This is a genomic window from Vibrio coralliilyticus ATCC BAA-450 (assembly GCF_000176135.1).
Lineage (GTDB): Bacteria > Pseudomonadota > Gammaproteobacteria > Enterobacterales > Vibrionaceae > Vibrio > Vibrio coralliilyticus.
In genome coordinates this window covers 825,896-848,657 of sequence record NZ_ACZN01000016.1, presented here as the reverse complement: position 1 = coordinate 848,657, position 22,762 = coordinate 825,896, and the positions used below count along the sequence as shown (strand labels likewise).

The 22,762-nt window shown below is 46.8% G+C and carries 24 protein-coding genes; 9 read left to right on the top strand and 15 right to left on the bottom strand.

What is annotated here, in order from left to right; all coding sequences use genetic code 11:
- Positions 1 to 99 precede the first annotated feature (99 nt).
- Both VIC_RS15010 and VIC_RS15005 read right to left on the bottom strand, forming a co-directional pair.
- Complete coding sequence (locus VIC_RS15010) at positions 100 to 1,038, bottom strand: electron transfer flavoprotein subunit alpha/FixB family protein (RefSeq protein WP_006960843.1); 939 nt, start codon at positions 1,036 to 1,038, stop codon at positions 100 to 102.
- A gap of 10 nt (positions 1,039 to 1,048) precedes the next feature.
- Entirely contained in the window at positions 1,049 to 1,798 is a 750-nt protein-coding gene (locus VIC_RS15005; protein ID WP_006960842.1) for an electron transfer flavoprotein subunit beta/FixA family protein, read from the bottom strand.
- A gap of 217 nt (positions 1,799 to 2,015) precedes the next feature.
- Between VIC_RS15005 and VIC_RS15000 the strand changes: the two genes are divergently transcribed.
- Together VIC_RS15000 and azu are read left to right on the top strand one after the other, a co-directional pair.
- Positions 2,016 to 3,683, top strand: a complete 1,668-nt coding sequence (locus VIC_RS15000; protein WP_169312891.1) for an electron transfer flavoprotein-ubiquinone oxidoreductase — start codon at positions 2,016 to 2,018, stop codon at positions 3,681 to 3,683.
- A 101-nt stretch (positions 3,684 to 3,784) separates the two neighbouring features.
- A complete protein-coding gene (gene azu / locus VIC_RS14995; protein WP_006960840.1) occupies positions 3,785 to 4,240 on the top strand; it encodes an azurin in 456 nt (151 codons plus the stop codon).
- A gap of 64 nt (positions 4,241 to 4,304) precedes the next feature.
- Here the strand turns inward: azu and VIC_RS14990 are convergent, their stop codons facing one another.
- From VIC_RS14990 to VIC_RS14960, 7 genes are read right to left on the bottom strand one after another with little or no spacing between them, the layout of a single operon-like run.
- A complete protein-coding gene (locus tag VIC_RS14990; protein ID WP_006960839.1) occupies positions 4,305 to 5,063 on the bottom strand; it encodes an SDR family oxidoreductase in 759 nt (252 codons plus the stop codon).
- Positions 5,064 to 5,075: 12 nt separating this feature from the next.
- Entirely contained in the window at positions 5,076 to 5,978 is a 903-nt protein-coding gene (gene mmsB / locus VIC_RS14985) for a 3-hydroxyisobutyrate dehydrogenase (protein ID WP_006960838.1), read from the bottom strand.
- Positions 5,979 to 6,010: 32 nt separating this feature from the next.
- Positions 6,011 to 7,141, bottom strand: coding sequence for an enoyl-CoA hydratase/isomerase family protein (locus tag VIC_RS14980; RefSeq protein WP_006960837.1), 1,131 nt, complete (start codon positions 7,139 to 7,141; stop codon positions 6,011 to 6,013).
- Positions 7,142 to 7,149: 8 nt separating this feature from the next.
- Positions 7,150 to 7,938 carry an enoyl-CoA hydratase gene (locus VIC_RS14975; RefSeq protein ID WP_006960836.1) on the bottom strand — a complete coding sequence of 263 codons (789 nt, stop codon included), beginning with the start codon at positions 7,936 to 7,938 and terminating at the stop codon, positions 7,150 to 7,152.
- 18 nt (positions 7,939 to 7,956) lie between these two features.
- On the bottom strand, positions 7,957 to 9,111 hold the full coding sequence (locus tag VIC_RS14970; RefSeq protein WP_006960835.1) for an acyl-CoA dehydrogenase family protein: 1,155 nt from the start codon (positions 9,109 to 9,111) through the stop codon (positions 7,957 to 7,959).
- Between the two features lie 11 nt (positions 9,112 to 9,122).
- A complete protein-coding gene (locus VIC_RS14965) occupies positions 9,123 to 10,616 on the bottom strand; it encodes a CoA-acylating methylmalonate-semialdehyde dehydrogenase (protein ID WP_006960834.1) in 1,494 nt (497 codons plus the stop codon).
- A gap of 17 nt (positions 10,617 to 10,633) precedes the next feature.
- Positions 10,634 to 11,845, bottom strand: coding sequence for an acetyl-CoA C-acyltransferase (locus tag VIC_RS14960; RefSeq protein WP_006960833.1), 1,212 nt, complete (start codon positions 11,843 to 11,845; stop codon positions 10,634 to 10,636).
- 254 nt (positions 11,846 to 12,099) lie between these two features.
- On the opposite strand from VIC_RS14960, the gene VIC_RS14955 reads away from it, so the two are divergent.
- The 5 genes from VIC_RS14955 to VIC_RS14935 all read left to right on the top strand — a co-directional run bounded on the left by VIC_RS14955 (position 12,100) and on the right by VIC_RS14935 (position 17,055).
- Complete coding sequence (locus VIC_RS14955) at positions 12,100 to 12,477, top strand: MerR family transcriptional regulator (RefSeq protein ID WP_006960832.1); 378 nt, start codon at positions 12,100 to 12,102, stop codon at positions 12,475 to 12,477.
- 69 nt (positions 12,478 to 12,546) lie between these two features.
- Entirely contained in the window at positions 12,547 to 13,716 is a 1,170-nt protein-coding gene (locus tag VIC_RS14950; RefSeq protein WP_039951991.1) for an isovaleryl-CoA dehydrogenase, read from the top strand.
- Between the two features lie 10 nt (positions 13,717 to 13,726).
- Complete coding sequence (locus VIC_RS14945) at positions 13,727 to 15,331, top strand: carboxyl transferase domain-containing protein (protein WP_006960830.1); 1,605 nt, start codon at positions 13,727 to 13,729, stop codon at positions 15,329 to 15,331.
- Between the two features lie 9 nt (positions 15,332 to 15,340).
- The gene (locus tag VIC_RS14940; protein ID WP_006960829.1) at positions 15,341 to 16,153 is read left to right on the top strand and encodes an enoyl-CoA hydratase/isomerase family protein; all 813 of its coding nucleotides are present in this window, start codon (positions 15,341 to 15,343) and stop codon (positions 16,151 to 16,153) included.
- Positions 16,150 to 17,055: a hydroxymethylglutaryl-CoA lyase gene (locus tag VIC_RS14935; protein ID WP_006960828.1), complete on the top strand. Its 906-nt coding sequence runs from the start codon at positions 16,150 to 16,152 to the stop codon at positions 17,053 to 17,055. Before VIC_RS14940 ends, VIC_RS14935 begins: the two co-directional genes overlap by 4 nt.
- On the opposite strand, the gene VIC_RS14930 is transcribed toward VIC_RS14935, so the two are convergent.
- The 4 genes from VIC_RS14930 to VIC_RS14915 all read right to left on the bottom strand — a co-directional run bounded on the left by VIC_RS14930 (position 17,035) and on the right by VIC_RS14915 (position 20,227).
- The gene (locus VIC_RS14930) at positions 17,035 to 17,976 is read right to left on the bottom strand and encodes a DMT family transporter (RefSeq protein ID WP_006960827.1); all 942 of its coding nucleotides are present in this window, start codon (positions 17,974 to 17,976) and stop codon (positions 17,035 to 17,037) included. The two genes, VIC_RS14935 and VIC_RS14930, sit on opposite strands and share 21 nt — an antisense overlap.
- A 107-nt stretch (positions 17,977 to 18,083) precedes the next feature.
- Positions 18,084 to 18,794: an AraC family transcriptional regulator gene (locus VIC_RS14925; protein ID WP_006960826.1), complete on the bottom strand. Its 711-nt coding sequence runs from the start codon at positions 18,792 to 18,794 to the stop codon at positions 18,084 to 18,086.
- Between the two features lie 10 nt (positions 18,795 to 18,804).
- Positions 18,805 to 19,617: a helix-turn-helix transcriptional regulator gene (locus VIC_RS14920; protein ID WP_006960825.1), complete on the bottom strand. Its 813-nt coding sequence runs from the start codon at positions 19,615 to 19,617 to the stop codon at positions 18,805 to 18,807.
- Between the two features lie 16 nt (positions 19,618 to 19,633).
- Complete coding sequence (locus tag VIC_RS14915; RefSeq protein ID WP_039951988.1) at positions 19,634 to 20,227, bottom strand: LysE family translocator; 594 nt, start codon at positions 20,225 to 20,227, stop codon at positions 19,634 to 19,636.
- A gap of 334 nt (positions 20,228 to 20,561) precedes the next feature.
- Between VIC_RS14915 and VIC_RS14910 the strand changes: the two genes are divergently transcribed.
- Entirely contained in the window at positions 20,562 to 21,005 is a 444-nt protein-coding gene (locus VIC_RS14910; protein ID WP_006960824.1) for a DoxX family protein, read from the top strand.
- A 24-nt stretch (positions 21,006 to 21,029) separates the two neighbouring features.
- A complete protein-coding gene (locus tag VIC_RS14905; RefSeq protein WP_006960823.1) occupies positions 21,030 to 21,725 on the top strand; it encodes a pirin family protein in 696 nt (231 codons plus the stop codon).
- A 64-nt stretch (positions 21,726 to 21,789) separates the two neighbouring features.
- Here VIC_RS14905 and VIC_RS14900 read toward each other — a convergent pair whose 3' ends face one another.
- Together VIC_RS14900 and VIC_RS14895 are read right to left on the bottom strand one after the other, a co-directional pair.
- Positions 21,790 to 22,041: a hypothetical protein gene (locus tag VIC_RS14900; RefSeq protein WP_006960822.1), complete on the bottom strand. Its 252-nt coding sequence runs from the start codon at positions 22,039 to 22,041 to the stop codon at positions 21,790 to 21,792.
- 165 nt (positions 22,042 to 22,206) lie between these two features.
- Entirely contained in the window at positions 22,207 to 22,458 is a 252-nt protein-coding gene (locus VIC_RS14895; RefSeq protein ID WP_006960821.1) for a DUF6482 family protein, read from the bottom strand.
- Between the last annotated feature and the right edge of the window lie 304 nt (positions 22,459 to 22,762).

Here is a 22,762-nt window from a genome sequence, read left to right as displayed (position 1 = left end):
GCCTCCTCCACTATGCACCTAGTAGATTTAGTTTAGGAGACTTATTGATAGTTTACTCATAAAAACGCCCGCTAAATTAGCGGACGTTCTGTTTTGGCTTTAGATAGAATTGGTTAGCTCTGGTAGGATTTCAAACAAGTCACCGACCAATCCGTAGTCAGCAATCTGAAAGATCGGAGCCTCTGGGTCACTATTGATAGCCACAATCACCTTAGAATCTTTCATCCCTGCCAAGTGCTGAATCGCCCCTGAAATCCCGACTGCAATATAAAGCTCAGGTGCGACGATTTTGCCTGTCTGACCGACCTGAAGATCATTAGAAACAAACCCTGCATCGACAGCAGCACGTGACGCGCCAATAGCACCACCTAACTTGTCAGCAAGTTGCTCAACCATAACAAAGTTTTCTTTACTACCAAGCCCTCGCCCACCAGAAACAACGACTCTTGCCGCTGGTAAATCAGGACGAGCACTTTCTGTTTTCTGACGCTCCACCAGCTCCGACAGATCGTTGCCTATGTTGATATCAACCGGCTTGATTTCAGCTGATGAGCTATCGTCCATTTTTACTGATTCAAATGCAGAACTGCGCACCGTGATGACTTTAATTCGGTCTGATGACTTAACTTTAGCCAGTGCATTGCCCGCATAAACTGGTCTGATTACCGTATCGTCAGATACAATTTCAATCACATCTGACAATTGTCCCACGTCAAGCAATGCCGCAACTCTTGGCATAAGGTTTTTGCCGAACGTCGTTGCAGGAGCAAACACATGAGAAAAGTCCGCCCCAACCTGTTGCACTAACTCTGCACAGTTTTCAACCAGTTGGTTTTGGTAGATTTCTGAATCGGCCACCAATACCTCTTTGACAATCTCGACTTTGGCAACCTGATCAACAACAGCCTGACACCCACACCCCACCACTAGTGCACTGACTTCATTACGTAAAGAGGCGGCAGCAGACAGGGCTTTCTGCGTGTCTGCAATCAAGGTCTGATTATCGTGCTCGACAATAACTAACGTTTTCGCATTCATACTCATTTCCTCACAGCACCTTGGCTTCATTCTTAAGCTTGTCGACCAGTTCACTCACGCTGGTCACCATTTCTCCAGCAGAGCGCTCTGCTGGCGCCATGATTTCGATGATTTCCTGACTACGTACTAGCGCGATCCCTAAGTCATCGGCGGATATAACATCCAGCGGCTTTTTCTTTGCTTTCATGATGTTAGGCAACGAAGCATAACGCGGCTCATTAAGACGTAGATCAGTGCTGATAATGGCAGGTAATATAAGTTTCACTGTTTCCAAACCGCCATCGACTTCTCTTGTCACACTAACTTGCTCACCTTCAACAATTACTTCCGAGGCAAATGTCCCCTGTGGGCGACCAGTTAATGCGCCAAGCATTTGCGCAACCTGGTTATTATCTGTATCAATTGATTGTTTACCCAGGAGAACAATACCCGGTTGCTCTTGTTCCATTAGTGCTTTCAGCAACTTCGCCACAACCAGTGGTTCTGGTGAACCATCTGCTTCCACATGAATGGCTCGGTCAGCACCTAACGCAAGCGCACCTCTCAGGCTTTCCTGGCTTGCTGCATCGCCAATCGAGACTACGATCACCTCTTCTGCGACACCGGATTCTTTTAGACGAACCGCTTCTTCCACGGCAATTTCACAGAATGGATTCATCGACATTTTGACGTTGTTGGTTTCAACACCACTGCCATCACTCTTCACCCTCACTTTGACATAAGGATCAATCACTCGCTTTATGGCTACTAGTACTTTCACATCTCCTCCTTGGTGCTAAAAGCATTTTTCAGAACGATAACAAGTTGATAAATCATAGTTTTATGATTAGCCCAATCTTTTTACTTAACGGCTTAAGATCTCATTAAACATGTTTCATGTCGGATTTTTTGCCTATACTCAGCTTAGTAAAGTTTACGTTTACGTCAACTGCACTATATTTATCTATAAGAATTAATTGGCAAGGTAGGTTTACACCATGGAAAGAGAATGTATGGAGTTTGATGTCGTCGTCGTCGGGGCCGGGCCTGCGGGGTTGTCGACCGCAATCAAACTCGCCCAACTCAGCAAAATCAACGAAATACCTCTATCAATCTGTGTTGTTGAAAAAGGGGCTGAAGTCGGTGCACATATACTTTCAGGTGCGATTTTTGAAACCAAAGCATTAGATGAACTTTTCCCTGACTGGAAAGAACTTGGTGCGCCAATCAATAATCCCGTCACCCGCGATGAGTTCATGTATATGACGACGGAAAGCAATCACATCAAGATGCCTGCATTTGTTACTCCCAAGCTAATGCACAACAGTTCCGACAATCACGTCATCAGTCTGGCGAACTTGTGTCGCTGGCTTGGTCAGAAAGCCGAAGAACTCGAGATTGAGGTCTATCCAGGTTTTGCCGCCGCTAGCGTGAATTATGATGAATCAGGTGCCGTAACGGGAATCAACACATCCGATATGGGTCTGAATAAATCAGGAGAACAAAAGCCAACCTTTGAAGCTGGGATAGAACTGAAAGCCAAATACACTGTGTTTGCTGAAGGTGCACGCGGTCACTTGGGCAAACAGCTCATTAGCAAGTTCAACCTCAATGAGGGTCGACAACCGCAACACTACGCCCTTGGATTAAAAGAAATCTGGCAACTCCCTCCGGACAGCGAGATCCATAAGGCAGGTAGTGTGCTTCATGGCGCAGGTTGGCCTCTTAACGAAACAGACTCTAGCGGTGGTAGTTTTCTTTACCATCTAGAAGATAACCAAGTCGTCGTCGGGTTGATCATTGATTTAAACTACTCGAACCCATACCTCAGCCCATTCGATGAGTTTCAACGTTTTAAGCATCACCCTGTGATTCGACAATACCTCGAAGGCGGTGAACGGATTTCGTATGGTGCAAGAGCGATTGCTAAAGGCGGTTTTGACTCATTACCTAAACAGCAATTTCCGGGTGGGCTGTTGATTGGCTGTGACGCTGGAACGCTGAATTCAGGAAAAATCAAAGGCAGTCATACTGCTATGAAATCCGGCATGCTCGCTGCCGAAGCGATATTTGACGCACTCCAAGCAGACGGAGGCCAGAGAGAAGCCGATTATCAAAGTCTGTTTGAGTCATCTTGGCTGTTTGACGAGCTAAAACAGAGCCGAAACTTTGCTTCTTCAATCCACAAATATGGTGCGATTATGGGAGGCGCTTTGGCCACATTCGAACAAAACATCTGGCAATCTCTGTTTCACAAGGAAGCACCATGGACGATTTCCGATCCGCAAGCAGATTACCTGTCGATGAAAGAGATTTCCCAATGCAACGCGATTGATTACCCTAAACCCGATGGCAAACTGAGTTTTGACAAGCCCTCTTCTGTTTACCTTTCCGGCACACAACATGAAGAAGACCAGCCTTGTCATCTGATTATCGCCAGTGAAAGTATTCCTATCGAAAATCATCTTCCTCTTTTTGATGAGCCTAGTCAGCGATACTGCCCTGCAGGCGTGTACGAAATTGTCACGGTTGATAATACGCGGAAGCTACAGATCAATGCCGCTAACTGTTTGCATTGCAAAACCTGCGACATAAAAGATCCTTCGCAAAATATCACTTGGCTCCCGCCAGAAGGTGGCGGTGGTCCCAATTATCAGAATATGTAACTGCTTTTCTCAAGAAATCCAGCACTTAGTGAAAGTGATCAAAGTTTCTATTTCTTACGTATATGAGAATGTCTCTCAACTACAAACCGTGAGGAATAAATATGATTAAACGTAGTGTTGGAATTCTTGCTGTTGTTTTTGGTGCAATCAGCTTCGGAGCTCAAGCAAGCGCAGAATGTTCTGTTTCTGTTGATGCAAACGACATGATGCAATTCTCGACTAACAGCATTAGCGTCCCTTCTAGTTGTAAAGAAGTCACACTAACGTTGAACCATACAGGTAAGCTCGCAGCGACCTCTATGGGACACAACGTGGTTATTGCCGACACAGCGAATGTTCAGGCTGTAGGTACGGAAGGTATGTCGGCGGGCGCGGCGAACAACTACGTCAAACCAGATGATGCGCGCGTTTACGCGTTCACCAAAATCATCGGTGGCGGTGAAAGCACTTCAGTGACATTCAGCACAGAGAAAATGAAAGCAGGTGGTGATTACACCTTCTTCTGTTCTTTCCCTGGCCACTGGGCAATTATGAAAGGGAAATTCGAGTTGAAATAACTCATTTCTAAAACAAGAAAGGCACGTAACTCACGTGCCTTTTTAACGTTTGAAAGCTTAAGCTTTACATGAATATCCCGCCGTCGACTTCAAATACACGCGCATTCACGTAGTCATTCTCAAAGATAAACTTAGCGGTATTCGCAATTTCTTTGGGATCGCCCATCCGACCCACGGGTACCATTCTTTCCAGACGCTCGCGCGCTTCTGGTTTCATCGCTCCCGTCATCGATGTCTCAATCACACCAGGTGCAATAGCGGCCGCTCGAATACCATACCTTGCCAGCTCTTTACCCCAAGTCGCCGCCAGAGTCGCCACAGCTGCTTTAGACGCCGCATAGTTTGTCTGACCGATGTTCCCAGCACGAGCAACGCTAGAAATGTTGATGATGACCCCTTTTCGCTTGGAATTGATCATCTGAACCGCGGCTTCTCGTCCACACAAAAACGTTCCGGTAAGGTTCACGTCAATCACGGAGTTGAATTGCTCGAGTGACATTTTAGTCATCTCACCATCTTTGACTTTTACCAGTAAACCATCACGAAGAATACCAGCGTTGTTTATAAGGCCGTCTAACTGTCCGAAATCAGTGACAATGTCACTAAAGACCTGCTCCACTTCCTGCTCGTCCGTCACATTAACTTTGTAAGTCAGTGCTTTAACCCCGAGCATATTGCACTGTTCTTTGGTATCCATCAGGGCTTCTTCGTTAACATCCAGTAGGGCCAGTTCTGCGCCAGCTTGCGCTAGTGTGATAGCCATCATCTGGCCTAAGCCTTGCCCTGCACCAGTAATCGCTATTACGCTCTGTTTTAGATCCATCGGCGAACTCCGTTACTTTTTAGATTGATAAAACTCGAACAAACTTGAAAAGTCTAGCTCTTCATTGCCATTTGCGTTGTGAAAAGCATACAGATTTCGGGCTAAAGAACCCATCGGCACGGAAGATTGACTCTGCGCAGCAGCATCCAGCCCTAACCCCAAGTCTTTAAGCATCAGTTTACTCATAAAACCTGGCTTAAATTCGTTGCTAGCAGGTGCTGTTTCCATCACACCTGGGCAAGGGTTATATAATTCAAGTGCCCAGTTTCGGCCAGAGCTCTGCAGCATGATGTTAGAAAGGACTTTCGGGTCCAATCCATTATCAATGCCTAGGTTAAGTGCTTCACACGTCCCTGACATAAGAATACCCAACATCAGGTTGTTGCAGATTTTACCCATCTGTCCATCACCTGCTTTACCAGCATGGAAGATGTTTTTGCCCATATGTTTAAGCACAGACTCTGCTTTTTCAAAGGCACCGTCTGAACCTCCAACAATAAAGGTCAGCGTACCCGCTTTTGCCCCTGCCACACCGCCAGAGACGGGGGCATCAACAAAATCAAGCCCCTTATCTGCCGCACACTGCGCAACAATGCGAGCTGACTGGGGATCAATAGTTGAAGAGTCGATAAGAAAAGTGCCATCTTCAACCATATTTAATAAGCCAACACCACCGCTATGGTCGCCAAGATATACCGCTCGTACATGCTCGCCAGCAGGTAACATCGTTACCACCGTATCTGCGCCTTTGACGGCATCTTCCACTGTGGGAGCAGCAACAGCACCCGCGGACTCCAGTTTTTTTACTGCTTCAGGCATTAAATCGAACACCTGCACTTTCAAACCTGCAGCAAGTAAGTTTTCGGCCATCGGGCCGCCCATATTACCTAAACCTATAAACGCTATGGTACTCATGAATTATTTCCTTCTTTCCCTGCTCGTAGAGCTTAGTAATGGCCCAGTTGTGCCAACGGGTGCGACTTTTCATCCCAAAGAGATGTAAACAAGGTATCAATCACGGCTTCATCGACATTATCGACACGGCTGAACTGCCATTTAGGCTCACCATCTTTATCAATCAGTCTGGCTCTGACGCCCTCTCGGAATTCCCCTAACAGCCCAGAACGTACCGAGAGATTCAATTCAAGACGAAAACAATCGGCTAATGACAGATCTTTGTATCGATTCAACTGCCTGAAACAAATATGGGATGTGATCGGGCTGCCTGAGGCATGATTTCTCTTCGCAACGTCGAGCCACTTACTTTGGCCTTCCAGATCCAGAATGTTTTTACTTACTTCTACAACATCACTAGCGCTGCACGCGCGTTGGATATCCTGCATAAAGGGTTGCATTTGCGGGTCTGGCTTGTGGCCGTTAACTTTGTCACCGAATTCAATGAGCAAGTCTGTCACCGCTTCATAAGCGTCTTCCTGCTCGTCCCAAAGTAAAGACAACAAGCGCTCAACCAGCGACTCTTTCTCTTCTGAAAGCACCATGTGGTCAGCTAAATTTACATCAAGCGCATCGCTACCGTTGATCATCACTCCCGTTAAACCGAGGAATAGCCCCACCCCAGGTTCAAGCCTATTCAGGAACCACGTGGCCCCGACATCGGGATACAGACCAATACTCACTTCGGGCATGGCCAAGCGTGTTGATGGCGTCACCACTTTGTGGCTAGAGCCCATATAAAGTCCCATTCCGCCGCCCATGATGATGCCTTCACCCCACGCGATAATTGGCTTACAGTAGGTGTGGATCAGATAGTCACATTCGTACTCAAGTTTAAAAAAAGTGGTACAGAACGCTTCGATTTCCTGACTGGATTTATCTCGCATGACATCATGCATGGTGCGTACGTCACCACCAGCACAGAACGCTTTCTCGCCTTGGCCTTCCAATAAGACACAAGCGATACTGTCGTCTTCTTGCCAGCTTTCGAGTTTCTCTGTGAGCAAAGCTAACATGTCATAGGTCAAGGCATTCAGTGAGGGCGCATTATCAAGAGTCGCCACACCAATCTTGGTAATCCCGTCTTGGCAAGGCAGCTCTTTAAAATGAACGGTTGCTGTCATATTGCCTCCTAGCCATTTTTCCATTGAGGTTGACGTTTTTCTAGGAACGCGTTGACACCTTCTGTTTGATCTTGAGTGTCAAACAACTGAATAAACAGTTCACGCTCCTTCATCAAACCGTGTGCTAGTGGGCTCGTCCTTGTGTTTTGTATCAATGATTTACAAGCCGTTACCGAAGACGGAGATTGATTTGCCACCATTTCTGCAAGGCTAATTGCCGCATCAAGGGCATTCCCTTTGCTGACAACCTCTTCAACCAGCTTGATGTTAAGTGCTTTTGCCGCATCAAGCTGTTCACCGCACAAGATGACGCGTTTCGCCCAGCCTTCACCAACAAGCGCCGTTAGGTTTTGCGTACCACCAGCACAAGGCAATAGACCAACTTTGGCTTCTGGAAGCGCCATAACCGCTTGTTCTTCCGCAATTCGAATATCACAAGCTAATGCCACTTCCAGACCGCCCCCCATCGCATAGCCATTAATGGCCGCAATGGAAACACCACGGAATGCAGATAAGGTTTCAAATGCTTCACCAAACAAGCGCGACATATCCACCGCGACAGATTTATCACCATCTGCAAACAATTTTAAATCAGCACCGGCAGAGAAGAACTTCTCACCCTGTCCGGTAATGACTAAGGCGTAAACGTCTTTGTTCTCATTAAGATCTAAGACGAGTTGTTTCAATTGAGCCAGACTTTGTGCCGTCCACGTATTCGCTGGAGGGTTGTTCATGGTAACGACTGCGACATGGTTGCGAATCGTATGTTGAATGGTACTTCCTTCTGAATGATTCATCGTTGAGCATCCTTTCGATTAGAGTAGTTGAGAGCCTTCAGCTAGCGTTCGACGCGCGATGATCAATCGCATGATTTCATTGGTACCTTCAAGGATCTGGTGAACACGCACATCGCGGAAATGACGCTCCATCGGGTACTCTTTGATATAGCCGTAGCCTCCGTATAGCTGAAGTGCCTGGTCACAAATCTTAAAACCGACATCGGTTGCAAATCGTTTTGCCATCGCACAATATGCCGTGGCTTCTGGGTCCTGATTGTCCAATTTGCTTGCTGCGAGACGCACCATTTGTCTGGCCGCGACCAGCTCAGTCACCATGTCAGCTAACCTGAACTGTAGCCCCTGAAACTGAGCCAGTTCTTTACCAAACTGTTTGCGCTCTTTGACGTATTGCATCACCTCATTCAATGCCTGCTGCGCAGTACCTATTGAACAAGTCGCGATATTAATACGCCCTCCATCTAGCCCTTTCATTGCGAAAGTAAAGCCTTCCCCTTCTTTCCCTAACAAGTACTTTTCAGGTACTACAACGTTGTCAAACGTGATGGCACGTGTTGGTTGGCTGTTCCACCCCATTTTGGGTTCTTTACGCCCGTAGCTGATACCTTCCGCATCCGCAGGAATGACAAAAGCAGAAATACCTTTTGCTGAGCTATCGCCTGTACGCGCCATCACGACTAACACTTCCGTGTCACCAGCGCCGGAGATAAAGGTTTTACCGCCATTGATGATGTACTCATCCCCCTGCTTTTTCGCAGAGGTTGTCAATGAAGCGGCATCGGAGCCCGCGTTCGGCTCAGTTAAACAATATGAACCAAGCCAATCGCCAGTGATCAGTTTTGGACAAAACTCTTCTTTGGCTTCTTCAGTTGCAAAACTGGCAATCATCCAAGTCACCATGTTGTGAATGGTCATGAATGCTGTGGTGGAAGTGCACCCCATCGCCAGTTGCTCGAAGATGATTGAGGAATCAAGACGGCTCAGCTGCAAGCCCCCCTGATCTTCCGGCGTATACAGGCTGAGAAAACCTAATTCACCTGCAGCTTTAAGTACATCTTTTGGAAACAGCTGCTTTTCATCCCACTCTGCGGCCATCGGCGCTAACTCATCCATCGCAAACTGCTGAGCGGTTTCAGCAAATGCACGTTGGTCTTCATTAAGTTCAAAATCCATTTGTCCTCCTCTTATCGCAGTTGAATGGTTAAGTTTGGCCCTGTTGGGATATCATCATCAAACCAGCGCGATGTAACGGTTTTGGTTTCGGTATAGAATCGAACTGCCTGCTTGCCATAAGCGTGCAGGTCGCCATAGAAGCTGCCACGCCATCCAGTGAATGAGAAAAACGGCAAAGGCACTGGAATCGGGACATTGATACCCACCTGACCAACCTGAATTTCGTGTTGGTATTTACGTGCAGCCGCACCGTTTGCAGTGAAGATCGATGTTCCGTTGCCGTATGGGTTGTTATTGATCAGTTCAATCGCCTCTTCTAGCGTCTCGACTTCCAGGCAAACTAAAACAGGACCAAAGATTTCCTGCTCATAGACCGACATATCAGTCGTTACACCTGTGAACAAGGTCGGGCCCAGCCAGTTACCTTCCGACATACCTTCAACATGGCACTGAGTACCGTCTAGTTCACACACAGCCCCTTGCGCTTTGCCTTCTTCAATCAAACTCACTACACGATTCTTAGCTTCTTTACTGATCAATGGCCCGTACGCCGCGTTGCCATCATCCCATGCCCCCGGAGTCATCTTCGCCATTTCAGTTTTTAGATCATCGACCCACTCTTTCGAACTTCCAACGAACACCGCAACTGAAATAGCCATACATCGTTGCCCAGCCGCGCCAACTGAGCTTCCAACTAAGTTATTTATCACCTGCGCTTTATTGGCGTCTGGCATCACAACCATATGGTTTTTCGCACCAGCAAACGCCTGAACACGTTTATTGAAGTTGGTGCCCGTCTGATAGATGTACTGAGCAACTGGCACAGAGCCTACGAATGACACAGCACGAATCAAAGGATGAACGAGCAGTTTATCGACCTGATTCTTACGGCCATGAACAACCTGAAGAACGCCTTTTGGCGCGCCAGCCTGTTCAAATAGCTCAGCCAAACGCATCGCAGTAAGCGGTACTTGCTCAGAAGGTTTAAGAACAAAGGTATTCCCTGCGGCGATTGCCAGTGGGAACATCCACAAGGGAATCATGGCTGGGAAGTTAAACGGTGTAATACCACAGCATACCCCCAGCGGTTGAATCATCGAGTAAGTATCAATTTCTGTCGCAACATTCTCGACGGTTTCGCCCATCATGTTGCTTGCGATGTTTGCAGCTTGTTCAACCACTTCAATACCTCGCCAGACGTCACCTTTCGCATCAATGGTGATTTTTCCGGTCTCTTTTGAAAGAAGCTCCGCTAGCTCATCATGGTGTTCTTTAAGTAAGTGCTGATAACGCAACATCAAGCGAGCTCGCTCCGATACCGCAACTTCCTTCCAAGATTTAAACACTTCATCGGCATTTTGAATCGCTTGCTCCATTTCTTGCTCGGTCGCACAAGGAAGTTTGGCAATCACTTCACTGGTTGCCGGGTTGGTCACCTCGACCCATTCATTGGTCTGTGACTGGCAGAACTCACCGCCAATAAATAAGGGAACTGACTGAGTCATAATGATGTCCTTTTCTTTTATAGTGGGATCTCAATACCCATTGCGGTTGCTTCACCGCCACCAATACAGAGTGATGCAACACCTCGCACCACGCGTTTGTTGTTCTGATTGCCATCTGTGCCCAAAGCCTGCAACTGACGAAGGCTATGAATCAGCGTGACAAGAATCCTTGCACCACTGGCACCAATGGGATGGCCTAATGCGCACGCACCGCCTTTCACGTTAACTTTCTCGCTATCGAGGCTGAGCTGTTTAACCGCTATCTGCGTCACCACAGCAAAAGCTTCGTTGATTTCCCATAAATCCACTTCGTCCACCGCCCAATCTAACTGCGATAGAAGCTGCTCAATGGCGTAAACAGGTGCTAATGTGAATTCAGCTGGAATTCGGGCATGCGTTGCATGACCTTTGATAATGGCCAGTGGTTCCAAACCCTGTTGCTTAGCCGTCTGAGCGTCCATAACCACAAGAGCGGCAGCCCCGTCGGATATTGCGCTGGAGTTGGCCGCAGTAATAGAGCCATCTTTGGCGAATGCGGGCCTTAACTGAGGTATTTTTTCGGGCTTGATTGAGCGTGGTTGCTCATCATAATCAAGCGGAGGATCTTTCTTGAGGGTAACAGGGACGATTTCATCGGCAAACAAATCCTGCTGCTGTGCTTCAATCGCTCGGTTCACCGACAAGGTTGCCCACTCATCCATTTGCTCTCGGGTAAATTCAAGCTTATCGGCAATTTGCTGACCGAAGACGCCCATGAGTTCACCTTCATACGCATCCTGCAGACCATCTAAGAACATATGATCGTAGGTCGATTTGTGACCCATGCGCATCCCAGAGCGTGACTCTTTAAGCAGATACGGCGCATTAGTCATGCTCTCCATACCTCCAGCAACAATGCAATTGGCACTGCCCGCTCGAATAAGGTCGTTTGCCAGCATCACCGCTTTCATACCGGAGCCACAAACTTTATTGATGGTCGTACAACCTACCGCTTTCGGTAAATCAGCCCCTAGAGCCGCTTGTCTCGCTGGCGCTTGCCCACAACCTGCGGGCAACACACAGCCCATATACACTTCATCGACTAAATCTGGCGATAAAGATTGCTCTTCCATTGCCGCCTTTATCGCGACCGCCCCTAGCTTGGGTGAAGAATATTCAGAAAGCATGCCCTGAAAACGCCCCATTGGCGTTCTCTTCGCTGCAACTATCCAAATCTCTTTCTCTTGCATTGCCTGCTCCTCACAAGATTGTTGAGTAACGGCTTTACTACCTCAGCGACCACAAAGCAGCTTAATTCACGACGCCGCTTTCACTTTTCAAAGCCATTTGTTTTTTGCACGGTTATTTTCTTGACGTTTACGTAAGCATAGCACTAACATTTACGTTAACGTAAAGAAACACATTCACAACCTGTAAAATCTTTTTTACCGTCGTAGTGGAAAGTGTGATTGTCTATCACCTAGCAGTTGGGGAGTTTCATCTGGTGGAAACATACAAAATCAGCGAGCTCGCTAAAGAGTTTGATATCACAACAAGAAGTATCCGCTTTTACGAAGATATGGGCCTAATTCAACCTGAGCGCAAAGGCAGTATGCGGATTTATCAGCGTAGAGACAGGGTTCGTCTTAAGTTGATTTTACGAGGGAAGCGACTTGGTTTTTCATTGGCCGAGATACGCGACTTGTTAGAGCTTTACGATACTAATCAAATAGATACCCAGTTGATTAAGATGCTCAAAATCATTGATGAGAAGGAAGCTGTACTCAAACGTCAACTTGAGGACATCACCATTGTCCTTGACGATTTGAATACCGCTCGCCAGCGATGTGAAGAAGCGTTGCAGCGTTCAAAAGCCAGCTAAAGCGCTTCTCGAGACATCATTAATCCGCCAGGGATCGTAACCAGCAAAAACCGCTGAATCGGAGGCGATATGATATCTCAGTACACCCCCCTCAACTTTGGGCTCGATGAGTCTGTGAACATGTTGCGGGAACACGTGAATGCTTTTGCCCGCGAGCACATTGCACCTATCGCGGCCAAAGTGGACGAGGAAAATCAATTCCCGAACCACTTGTGGTCATTGATGGGTGAAATGGGCTTGCTTGGCGTGACCATAGACGAACAATATGGTGGCGCTGCAATGGGCTATTTAGCACACGTGGTAGCCATGGAAGAGATAAGCCGTGCGTCTGCTTCTGTAGCACTTAGTTACGGTGCTCATTCTAACCTATGTGTGAATCAGATTTTCCGTAACGGAAACGCTGAGCAACGAGAAAAATACCTACCCAAATTAATTGATGGCTCCTACATTGGTGCGCTAGCAATGAGTGAACCCAATGCAGGTTCAGACGTTGTAAGCATGCAGCTCAAAGCCGAATTAAGCGGTGATCATTATGTGCTGAATGGCACCAAAATGTGGATCACCAACGGCCCTGATGCAGACGTACTCGTCGTTTATGCCAAAACCGACCCTAGCGCGGCTTCACGAGGTATCACCGCTTTCATCATCGAACGTGATTTTGAAGGATTCAGTCACGCTCAAAAGCTCGACAAACTCGGTATGCGAGGCTCGAACACCTGTGAGCTGGTTTTCAACAACTGCAAAGTACCCGTTGAAAACGTACTTGGTGAAGTAAACCAAGGCGTCAAAGTCTTAATGAGTGGCTTAGATTACGAGCGCGTGGTACTGGCTGCTGGCCCACTGGGTATCATGCAGGCTTGCTTAGACCTTGTTGTGCCTTACGTTCATGACCGTAAGCAATTTGGCCAGTCCATTGGTGAGTTCCAGTTAGTTCAAGCCAAGGTGGCGGATATGTACACCCGTGCCAACGCGGCACGCGCTTATGTCTATACCGTTGCCGCTGCCTGTGACCGCGGTGAAACAACAAGAAAAGATGCCGCTGGCGCGATTCTTTACAGTGCCGAATTAGCAACACAGCTTGCACTCGATGCCATCCAGCTGCTAGGCGGTAATGGATATATCAATGAATTCCCTGCAGGTCGTTTATTAAGAGACGCCAAACTCTATGAAATTGGCGCGGGTACTTCCGAAATTCGCAGGATGCTTATCGGGCGTGAACTGTTTGAAGAGTCACGCTAACGAGGATGTTATGGCAATCATAAAAACTAAAATCAAAACCGACTCTCCCCTGTTCACTAAAAATCAGCAAGCAATGAGTGGACTGGTCGAAAAATTGAACGCAGATGTTGAATCCATCAAACAAGGTGGTGGCGCTAGGGCTGTCGAAAGACAGCGAAAGAAAGGCAAACTTCCGGTACGCGAACGTATTGATCTTCTGCTTGATCAAGGTTCAGACTTTTTAGAAGTCGGTCAGTTCGCAGCATGGAATGTTTATGAAGAATCAATCCCTTGTGCAGGTGTCGTTGCAGGTATCGGCAAAATAAAAGGGGTTACCTGTATGGTGCTCGCCAACGACCCATCAGTCAAAGGCGGTACCTACTACCCACTGACAGTCAAAAAACACCTCAGAGCACAAGAAATCGCTGAACGCTGCCACTTGCCATGTGTTTATCTGGTCGACTCGGGCGGTGCGAACTTACCTCACCAAGCTGAGGTGTTCCCAGACAAAGACCATTTCGGACGTATTTTCTTTAATCAAGCACGCATGTCCGCCAAAGGCATACCACAAATAGCGGTTGTTCTTGGGCCTTGTACCGCGGGTGGCGCTTATATTCCTGCGATGGCAGATGTTTCTGTTATCGTGAAAAAACAAGGCACCATTTTCCTTGCCGGGCCTCCTTTAGTTAAAGCGGCCACAGGTGAAATCGTGACGGACGAGGAACTTGGCGGTGCGGATGTTCACTGCCGTAAATCAGGGGTTGCAGACTACTACGCGGAAAACGAGCAACAAGCTTTCCATATGGCAAGAGAAGCACTTGCAAGCAGCAACCAAGAGCCAGTAATACCGCAGACGGAAAAGGTGTTGCCACCACGTCTACCCGCTGAAGATATCTACGGTATCGTCAATGCCGATCTGCGCTTGTCTTTCGACGTGAGAGAAGTGATTGCGCGCATTGTTGATGATTCCGATTTCGATGAATTTAAAGCCCTGTTTGGCACAACACTAGTGTGTGGCTTTGCTCGTATCGAGGGCAAACTGATTGGTATTGTCGCCAACAACGGCATCTTGTTTGCGGAGTCAGCCCAGAAAGGCGCCCACTTTATCGAACTGTGTGCTAAGCGAAAAATTCCATTGCTGTTCCTACAGAACATTACGGGGTTCATGGTCGGAAAAAAAGTTGAGGAAGGTGGCATAGCCAAACATGGCGCCAAACTCGTCATGGCAGTGGCTTGTGCTGATGTGCCTAAATTCACCATCATCATTGGCGGCTCATACGGAGCGGGCAACTACGGTATGTGTGGGCGCGCTTACGAGCCAACGATGATGTGGATGTGGCCTAACGCTCGCATCTCAGTAATGGGCGGCGAACAAGCCGCTGGCGTACTAACGCAAGTGAAACGTGAGGTCCTGAAACGCCAAGGCGAACCTTGGTCAGAGGTGGAAGAAGGCCAGTTCAGGCAAACCATCGTTGATCAGTATGAAGAACAAGGCCATCCATACTACGCAAGTGCTCACCTCTGGGATGATGGCATCATCGATCCGAAAGAAACCCGACATGTTCTCGCCCAAGCGCTCACCGCGACAGAACATGCTCCGATGCCAGATAGCCATTTCGGTATCTTTAGAATGTAGGAGCCTGACATGACCACTCTGAAAGATACCAACTATCTCACTTGCAGCGTCGATACGTTCGGCGTTGCCAGTCTGTCACTTAACCGGCCAGATAAGCACAATGCGTTCAACGCGCAGGTTATCGAACAGTTGATAGAATCGATTAACTCACTGGCACAGCGGTTGGACGTTAGATGCTTAGTGTTACGTGGTAACGGAAAACACTTTTCTGCAGGCGCTGATCTTGGCTGGATGCAGTCAATGGCAGATAAAAGCGAACAGGAAAATCAGGAAGATGCGTCAAGACTTGCTCAGTTGATGCGCTGTTTGGATAACTTCCCTCACCCTACTCTCGCTGTTGTTCATGGCTGTGCGTTTGGTGGGGCTCTGGGGCTCATCTGCTGCTGTGATGTCGCGATTGCTGATCATAGCGCCTTGTTCTGCTTCAGCGAAGTAAAGCTAGGGCTGGTTCCAGCGACCATCGGGCCCTATGTGAACCGCGCGATTGGTGCTCGCCAGTCTAGGCGTTACATGCTGACTGCTGAACGTTTTGACGCTAACAAAGCGCTTGAGATTGGTTTGATTCATGAAGCTGTTGAAGCCAGCGAACTGGAGAAAGCCGTCACTGAAATGGTAAATCAGTTGCAGCTTAATAGCCCTGCTGCGCTTACGCAAACCAAAGCTCTGATTCGAGAATGTGATTCTCAGGCACTTGACGATGCTTTAATTGAGTACACCAGTCAATTAATCGCAAGAGTCAGGGTGTCTGAGCAAGGGCAAGAAGGTCTTAGAGCTTTCTTTGATAAGCGACCACCAAATTGGGCAATGGGAGGCCGTGAATGACGACGACCTCGTTACTACCAGAGTCAGTCAAGATAGTTGAAGTAGGTCCTCGCGACGGTTTGCAAAATGAGCAAGCCGTTTCAACCGAGGCAAAAGTCGCGCTGATCAATCAACTCTCTTCCTGTGGGCTCAACCACATCGAAGCCGGATCGTTCGTCTCACCAAAGTGGGTGCCACAAATGGCGGACTCGTTAGAAGTCATGTCCAAAATTACTCGCGCGCCGAATGTTACGTACGCCGCTTTAACACCCAACATAAGAGGGTTTGAGCAGGCACTCGACGCCAACGCTAACGAAGTCGCGGTATTCACATCCTCTTCAGAAGGCTTTTGCCAGAAAAACATCAACTGTTCTATTGAAGAAAGCCTGGAAAGATTTCACCCAGTGGTGGCTCTAGCAAAAGACAAAGGCATTCCGGTTAGAGGGTACTTATCCTGCATCGTCGATTGCCCTTATGACGGCCCAACTGAGCCCAGTCAGGTCGCCAAGGTTGCTCAAGCACTGCTTGATCTTGGTTGCTATGAAGTTTCTCTTGGAGACACAATTGGCACGGGTACGCCAGTACGAGTTGCGAACATGCTCAACGCGGTTTTTGAGCGAGTGCCTTCACAACAGGTCGCTGTTCATTTCCATGACACTTGGGGACAAGCGCTTGCCAATATATACCAAGCCCTTCAAATGGGCGTACGTGTTGTAGATAGCAGCGTAGCAGGTTTAGGGGGGTGCCCTTATGCCGCAGGCGCTTCTGGTAACGTAGCGACAGAAGATGTGGTTTACCTTTGCCAAGGTTTAGGGATTGAAACAGGCGTAGATCTAAACCGTCTCGCTCAGGCTGGATGGGAAATCAGCGACGCCTTAGGGCGCCAGCCGACTTCCAAAGTTTCACTGGCTTTGCGTAGCTAACAAACTCTCTCTATTTTTGGGCTGGTAGGATTGAAGTAACAAGCAAACCATTATCAGCCCAATTCCTCCCCACCCTGACACGCCAATATGCTCTCCGACTACAACTACGGCAAATACTGCTGCCACAGCAGGCTCAAACAACGTCAACAAACTCGCTTTGCTGGCAGACACCGTTTTTAACCCATAACCAAAGCAGACATAGCCAAGAAACATTGGAACAAACGCCATGTACAAAGCGACGGATGTATTTATTGGTGTCGCAAACAAATTACCACCAGTAAAAAACAATGAAGGTAACAACAATAGTGAACCCAGCCCGAAAATACTCCCCATCGCAGATTTGGAATGTATGCCTTCAGTGATGAGCATTTTGGCTGCCCACGCGTAAGTGGCATAGGTGAAACCCGCAAGCAATCCGAGCGCTATTCCTATGAATTTCATGTGTTGAATATCAGCTTGTGTGGAAGTTGATGTCTCTGATAGAGTCAGTAAAAGGATACCAGTTGCGCCCACGATGAGGCTTATCACCCAGCGGGTATCGATTGTTTTCTCTTTGCCAAACAGGCACTCCAGAAATGCAACGAAGAATGGCGCACTCGCGATAGAGACTACCGTCCCAATCGCCACACCGGCCATTCTCATAGAGCTATAAAACGCGAGAGGGTAAACGGCCAAAGCAAGTGCTCCAGTCAACAAAATAGCTTTATTGGATTTCAATATGCGCCGATCTTTTCTGATCGTGTTGCAAGCAAACAGAGCCAGGAGAAGTCCACCCACACCCATAGAAAAAGCACCAATAGCCAACGGGCTTATATCAGGCGCATACGTAGCTGCGGTACCAGTCGTCCCCCACAATAAAGAAGCAAACAGGATAACCAGAACTCCAAGATGTTCATTGTGTGTTTTTAGCGTCTGACTCATAGCTGTACTCTTTGTATTTATCATTTTGATAAGCACAGCTTAAACAAGCAAAGAGCATAAGACTTTGCAGAAAAGACACTTTACTTGATTTTATAGACTCAATTTCATCAACCACGTAGCTCTCGGGGAGACAGCCCAAATGATAATGAAAAACGTCGGCTAAAGGCTGACAGGTCAGCGTACCCGACTCTCTCTGCTATTAACTGAACTGGGATATCTGTATGCGTAAGTAGTGCCTTGGCTTTTTCCATTCTTTGCTTGGTCACGTATTGCAGAACACTTAATCCAGTGGATTGTTTAAAAATCTTTTTAAACTGCGTCGGGCTCAAACAGGCAACCTTAGCTAAGTTATCTACCGTAATCTCTCTGGCTAGGTCTTCCTCGATATGATGCAGCACGGCTCTAACCCTATGATCAAGTTGCTGCCCGGCCTGTTGCTGCGCCAATAGCTTCATAAACATGTCGACCATTGGCTCTTCGATGGTAGGGGTTACCCGATGCTGGAGCTGAGATTCAACAAATGTTAGGTAGGACTGAAGTGGTGAAGAAATCGGAAAAACCAGAGTGTCCATATTCAACAAATTCTCTGGCAAAGTGTTTAAATCAGCGACAATGAAACGCGCAGCCTCATTAGCGCGAAAATGGTGAAAAGTGGTGGCTTTTATCACCACGCACTCACCGACCGACACTTTTCCTTGATAGCCTTCCAGCTCAATAATGATGGTACCCAAAATAGGAAGCACAAGTTGATGATGTTCATGAGCATGGCCTCTACGTTGGCGGGTATAGGCTCGAATAGTGAGATTGTTTTCCAACATCGGACTGGATTCACTCCACAAAGTGAGACTGATAAAACTTAGGTGTCACAGCAAGTTTCTTTTTAAAATGTCGCTGAAAATGCGCTTGATCTGAGAAGCCCAGGTTGTTGGCAACATCAACAATATCTTCTCCAGACTTGAGCATCACTTTCGCACGCTTTATCTTTTCATCCATAAGATAAGCGTATGGTGGTAACCCATACTGGTCCTTGAAAGCACGTAAAAGCTGATATCGGCTCATTCCCGCTTCCTCTGCTAACGCTTCTAAGGAATGAGAGTTACTCAGTTCATCCATTAACTTCTCGCGCACCACCGCAAGACTAGACAAGCCGGTCTTTGCCATCGGTTTAACTCTCTGTCGAGAAGTAAGCTCAATAAAATCATACAAACAAGATTGAGCTAACAACACATTTTCTTCGCTCTGAAGCGCAGAAAAAAGTGCCAAATATCGTTGCTGAAATTCCGGATGACGCTCTAAATCACTATCAAAAGCTAGGTAGTCATATCGTTGATTAGAACTCATTTCTTGCTGGATTTCTCCCATCTCCAGTGCGTCAACAAACAACATACTATAGGACCAAGTACCTTGGTGTGGGTTACACGAATGAATATCTGCTGGGTTAATAGTAACGATATCCCCCTGTCCAATCTGATGTGTATTGCGCCGATTTCGATAATCTGCACAGCCCTGATTGATAATGCCAAATGAAAATTCATCATGGGAGTGAGCGTCATAACATGCCGTCGACTGATTGGCGACACGTAACTCGATCCATGGAAGAACCGTACTCAGCTTGAAGCTCGCACTTTTATCTTTCTTCATTCACTCACCATTGCATTCAGAGCCAAATCATCACGACAGACACGCATAACATCATTGCCATGAATCTATTAAATTGGCGGTGAGCTCTTGGATTTGCAAGTCGATTCGCTAAAACACGGCCAATCATCGCCCATATGCCAACCCCGATCACACAGACTAATAATGAAACCAGAGTAAAGAGCCACAAGGAATATTGTTCATTTTCCTGCCCTATTACGTAAAGACTTACGCCGGACATCGCAACCAACCATGCCTTAGGGTTGAGTATTTGAGTCAAACTTCCAGTCACCCAGCCGGAACTCTTTCCTTGTTGAACAGTGACACCTTGTACCGGCGCTGCAAAGATTTGGTAAGCAAGATAAAACAAGAAGCTACTGCCTATTAACTGCATCCAAAACTCAAGCTTTGGTAACGTGAAAGCCAGCGTTTGCATCATCTGTCCGGTACCAAATACAACAACCGCATATGCTATCGATGCGCCCAGAACGTGCTTGGACGCCGCCCTTGGCCCATCATTTACCGCAGTGGTTGTCGCTAACAGATTCACCGGGCCAGGTGTCACGGCTCCAACAAATGCAAACACCACCATCGCCAATATCAAATTTTCCATCTCGTTATCTCCTCTTTTTCACCAAGATAACGACTAGGAGAGAGACAGTATTGAACGATATTGCAGAGCATCACTCATTGGAAACAGGCTAAGTAGCAACAAGGCGCCAGAACATCTATTACCTTTACCATTGCGGTAGCCAACCCAATCTTGCCAAAGCCCCTAAGAACTTGGCCTCTCCTTTCCCAAAACGCGGTTATTCAAATATTTCGAACGAGTATGTTAATTTTCTACGATTTTTTCTCACCTCATCAGCGCCTAAACTCAGTTTTAACCAATGAGGGAAAGATATAAACCCTCTACCAATGAATTTGAAAAATTTGAGGATGACACTATGAAAGCTCTACTGAAAACACTGACAGAATCAAAAGCAGGTTACAGCGCTCTGGCGCTACGTATTCCAGTTGGGATCATTTTTATGGCGCATGGAGCACAAAAACTGTTTGGCTGGTTTGGTGGTTACGGGCTGGAAGGGACTGGTCAGTGGATGGCATCTATCGGTCTAGGGCCTGGTATTCTAATGGCATTTTTAGCAGGTAGTGCTGAGTTCTTTGGTGGTCTTTTCATTTTGCTTGGCCTTCTTACACGTCCAGCTTCCATTGCTCTTGCATTTACTATGCTTGTCGCCATTTTCTCAGTTCACTTTGAGAACGGACTTTTCATGTCTAACAACGGCTATGAGTTTGGCCTAGCCCTTATGGCTGCGAGTGTATCACTGGCATTATCAGGTTCAGGCAAAGCAGCAGTTGATCAATTTATCGCAAAGAAATTCGCTTAATATCGAACACTGGAGGGCAATATTATGATTACAGTTAGACACTCAGAGGATCGTGGCGGTGCTAGTTTTGGCTGGCTTGACAGTAAACATACGTTTTCCTTTGGAGATTACTATGATCCAAAGCACATGGGGTTTTCTGCCTTACGAGTGATTAATGATGACATTGTTCAGCCAAGTGCTGGTTTTGCTACACACGGTCACAGAGACATGGAGATCATCAGCTATGTTTTGGAAGGCGCCATCGAACATAAAGATAGCGAAGGTAATATTCAAACCTTGCCGGCTGGAGAGTTCCAACTAATGTCCGCTGGCCGTGGAATTTATCACAGCGAATACAATGCATCCGACTCTGATACTCTGCGATTTCTACAGATTTGGATTCAACCAAACACGTTTGGTAATGAACCTGGCTATCAACAGAAGGACTTTGGTAAATCGGAAGGGTTAACGCCTATCGCAACACCCGATGGTCGCAATGGCACTCTGCATATAAAGCAAGATGCCTCTCTTCAACAGTTGATTTTGGCTGCTGGTCAGCGCATTACTTATGAGATTGCACAAGGCAGAAATCTCTACATACACCAAGTAGAAGGACAATTGACCGTCGACAGTACCGTACTGCACTCAGGTGATGGAGCAAAAGTTGAGGCAACGACATCGGTTTCTTTCGAAAACTCAGGAGATGCACCAGTTACTGCTCTAATCTTTGATCTCCCCTAGTTATGTAATCAAGCCTCGGAGCGAGTATGATCTCTGAGGCTTAAAAAGCTTTGGATATCTAGGCTTATATTGCAGCTGGTTGCGATATGAGCTTTAGCATAAGTGCCTCTCTGCGAAGCTCAAGAATATCTTCAATGATTCGCTCTTTTGCATTGAGACCAAAATGTTCCGCATAATTCTTAATCGTATCCACTTCGTGCTTTTCCAACTTATACACATTGCGCTTTAAATACGCTTCAGCTTCGCTTTTGATAAATCCATTATCCTGAAGGTTCTTGATAATCACATCATCTAGCTCACTCAACTTTCTTGTCATTTTCTTCTACTTCTGGCCACAACACTCGTACACCATTCTAAAAAACATGCTAAAGGTGATTTTCCGTCGGAAAAATACTCTCAGAGTATGACAAGAAAGTGACAGCGTTCTATAAGCTCTAGAGCGGGCACATTTTACTCGCTGCCCGCCACTTGCAAAGCCTCTCTAGAACCACATTAGGTCAGTTTTAAGAGAGTGACTGGAACCTATATCCTCTCCGCACATTTCATCGTAAGCACTTTGATGAACCAATGACGCACTGTGGTAATGCTGGTCCTTAAAGTGTTCTTTTGCTTGAGATAAACTGCAAAATTTCAGCGGATTTTGATTGGTATCGCGCAAAAGCAATCTATCGCCTTCATCAATCGAATAAGCCAAGTAAATGCCGCCTTCCAATGATTCAATTTGAAGTTCCATACCTTATTCTCCTCTCGTGTGTTAGGAACCTATACGAGAGATACAGTAATTTTGATTACCACATTGTGAATTAGGCTCGTGAATACTCACAAGTGGCGAGTTAAACACCGTGAATCAATATTCACCTAAAGAATATAAATCATCACAAATCACTTCTTATGAGCCTTAACGCAAATTTGTCTGCTGTTCAAACTTTAATCACACAGTTTTATATTTCAGCCGCGAATACAGTATTAACAACTATATTGAAAACCGAATTATCATCAATAATTCCACTTTTCAAAGAAAAAGCAGTGAAGAAGTT

Excerpts from the sequence above, each read along its gene's own strand:
- VIC_RS15010 (WP_006960843.1), bottom strand. The coding sequence starts at position 1,038 with ATGAATGCGAAAACGTTAGTTATTGTCGAGCACGATAATCAGACCTTG.
- VIC_RS15000 (WP_169312891.1), top strand. The coding sequence starts at position 2,016 with ATGGAAAGAGAATGTATGGAGTTTGATGTCGTCGTCGTCGGGGCCGGG.
- azu (WP_006960840.1), top strand. The coding sequence starts at position 3,785 with ATGATTAAACGTAGTGTTGGAATTCTTGCTGTTGTTTTTGGTGCAATC.
- VIC_RS14990 (WP_006960839.1), bottom strand. The coding sequence starts at position 5,063 with ATGGATCTAAAACAGAGCGTAATAGCGATTACTGGTGCAGGGCAAGGC.
- mmsB (WP_006960838.1), bottom strand. The coding sequence starts at position 5,978 with ATGAGTACCATAGCGTTTATAGGTTTAGGTAATATGGGCGGCCCGATG.
- VIC_RS14980 (WP_006960837.1), bottom strand. The coding sequence starts at position 7,141 with ATGACAGCAACCGTTCATTTTAAAGAGCTGCCTTGCCAAGACGGGATT.
- VIC_RS14975 (WP_006960836.1), bottom strand. The coding sequence starts at position 7,938 with ATGAATCATTCAGAAGGAAGTACCATTCAACATACGATTCGCAACCAT.
- VIC_RS14970 (WP_006960835.1), bottom strand. The coding sequence starts at position 9,111 with ATGGATTTTGAACTTAATGAAGACCAACGTGCATTTGCTGAAACCGCT.
- VIC_RS14965 (WP_006960834.1), bottom strand. The coding sequence starts at position 10,616 with ATGACTCAGTCAGTTCCCTTATTTATTGGCGGTGAGTTCTGCCAGTCA.
- VIC_RS14960 (WP_006960833.1), bottom strand. The coding sequence starts at position 11,845 with ATGCAAGAGAAAGAGATTTGGATAGTTGCAGCGAAGAGAACGCCAATG.
- VIC_RS14950 (WP_039951991.1), top strand. The coding sequence starts at position 12,547 with ATGATATCTCAGTACACCCCCCTCAACTTTGGGCTCGATGAGTCTGTG.
- VIC_RS14945 (WP_006960830.1), top strand. The coding sequence starts at position 13,727 with ATGGCAATCATAAAAACTAAAATCAAAACCGACTCTCCCCTGTTCACT.
- VIC_RS14940 (WP_006960829.1), top strand. The coding sequence starts at position 15,341 with ATGACCACTCTGAAAGATACCAACTATCTCACTTGCAGCGTCGATACG.
- VIC_RS14935 (WP_006960828.1), top strand. The coding sequence starts at position 16,150 with ATGACGACGACCTCGTTACTACCAGAGTCAGTCAAGATAGTTGAAGTA.
- VIC_RS14930 (WP_006960827.1), bottom strand. The coding sequence starts at position 17,976 with ATGAGTCAGACGCTAAAAACACACAATGAACATCTTGGAGTTCTGGTT.
- VIC_RS14925 (WP_006960826.1), bottom strand. The coding sequence starts at position 18,794 with ATGTTGGAAAACAATCTCACTATTCGAGCCTATACCCGCCAACGTAGA.
- VIC_RS14920 (WP_006960825.1), bottom strand. The coding sequence starts at position 19,617 with ATGAAGAAAGATAAAAGTGCGAGCTTCAAGCTGAGTACGGTTCTTCCA.
- VIC_RS14915 (WP_039951988.1), bottom strand. The coding sequence starts at position 20,227 with ATGGAAAATTTGATATTGGCGATGGTGGTGTTTGCATTTGTTGGAGCC.
- VIC_RS14910 (WP_006960824.1), top strand. The coding sequence starts at position 20,562 with ATGAAAGCTCTACTGAAAACACTGACAGAATCAAAAGCAGGTTACAGC.
- VIC_RS14905 (WP_006960823.1), top strand. The coding sequence starts at position 21,030 with ATGATTACAGTTAGACACTCAGAGGATCGTGGCGGTGCTAGTTTTGGC.
- VIC_RS14900 (WP_006960822.1), bottom strand. The coding sequence starts at position 22,041 with ATGACAAGAAAGTTGAGTGAGCTAGATGATGTGATTATCAAGAACCTT.
- VIC_RS14895 (WP_006960821.1), bottom strand. The coding sequence starts at position 22,458 with ATGGAACTTCAAATTGAATCATTGGAAGGCGGCATTTACTTGGCTTAT.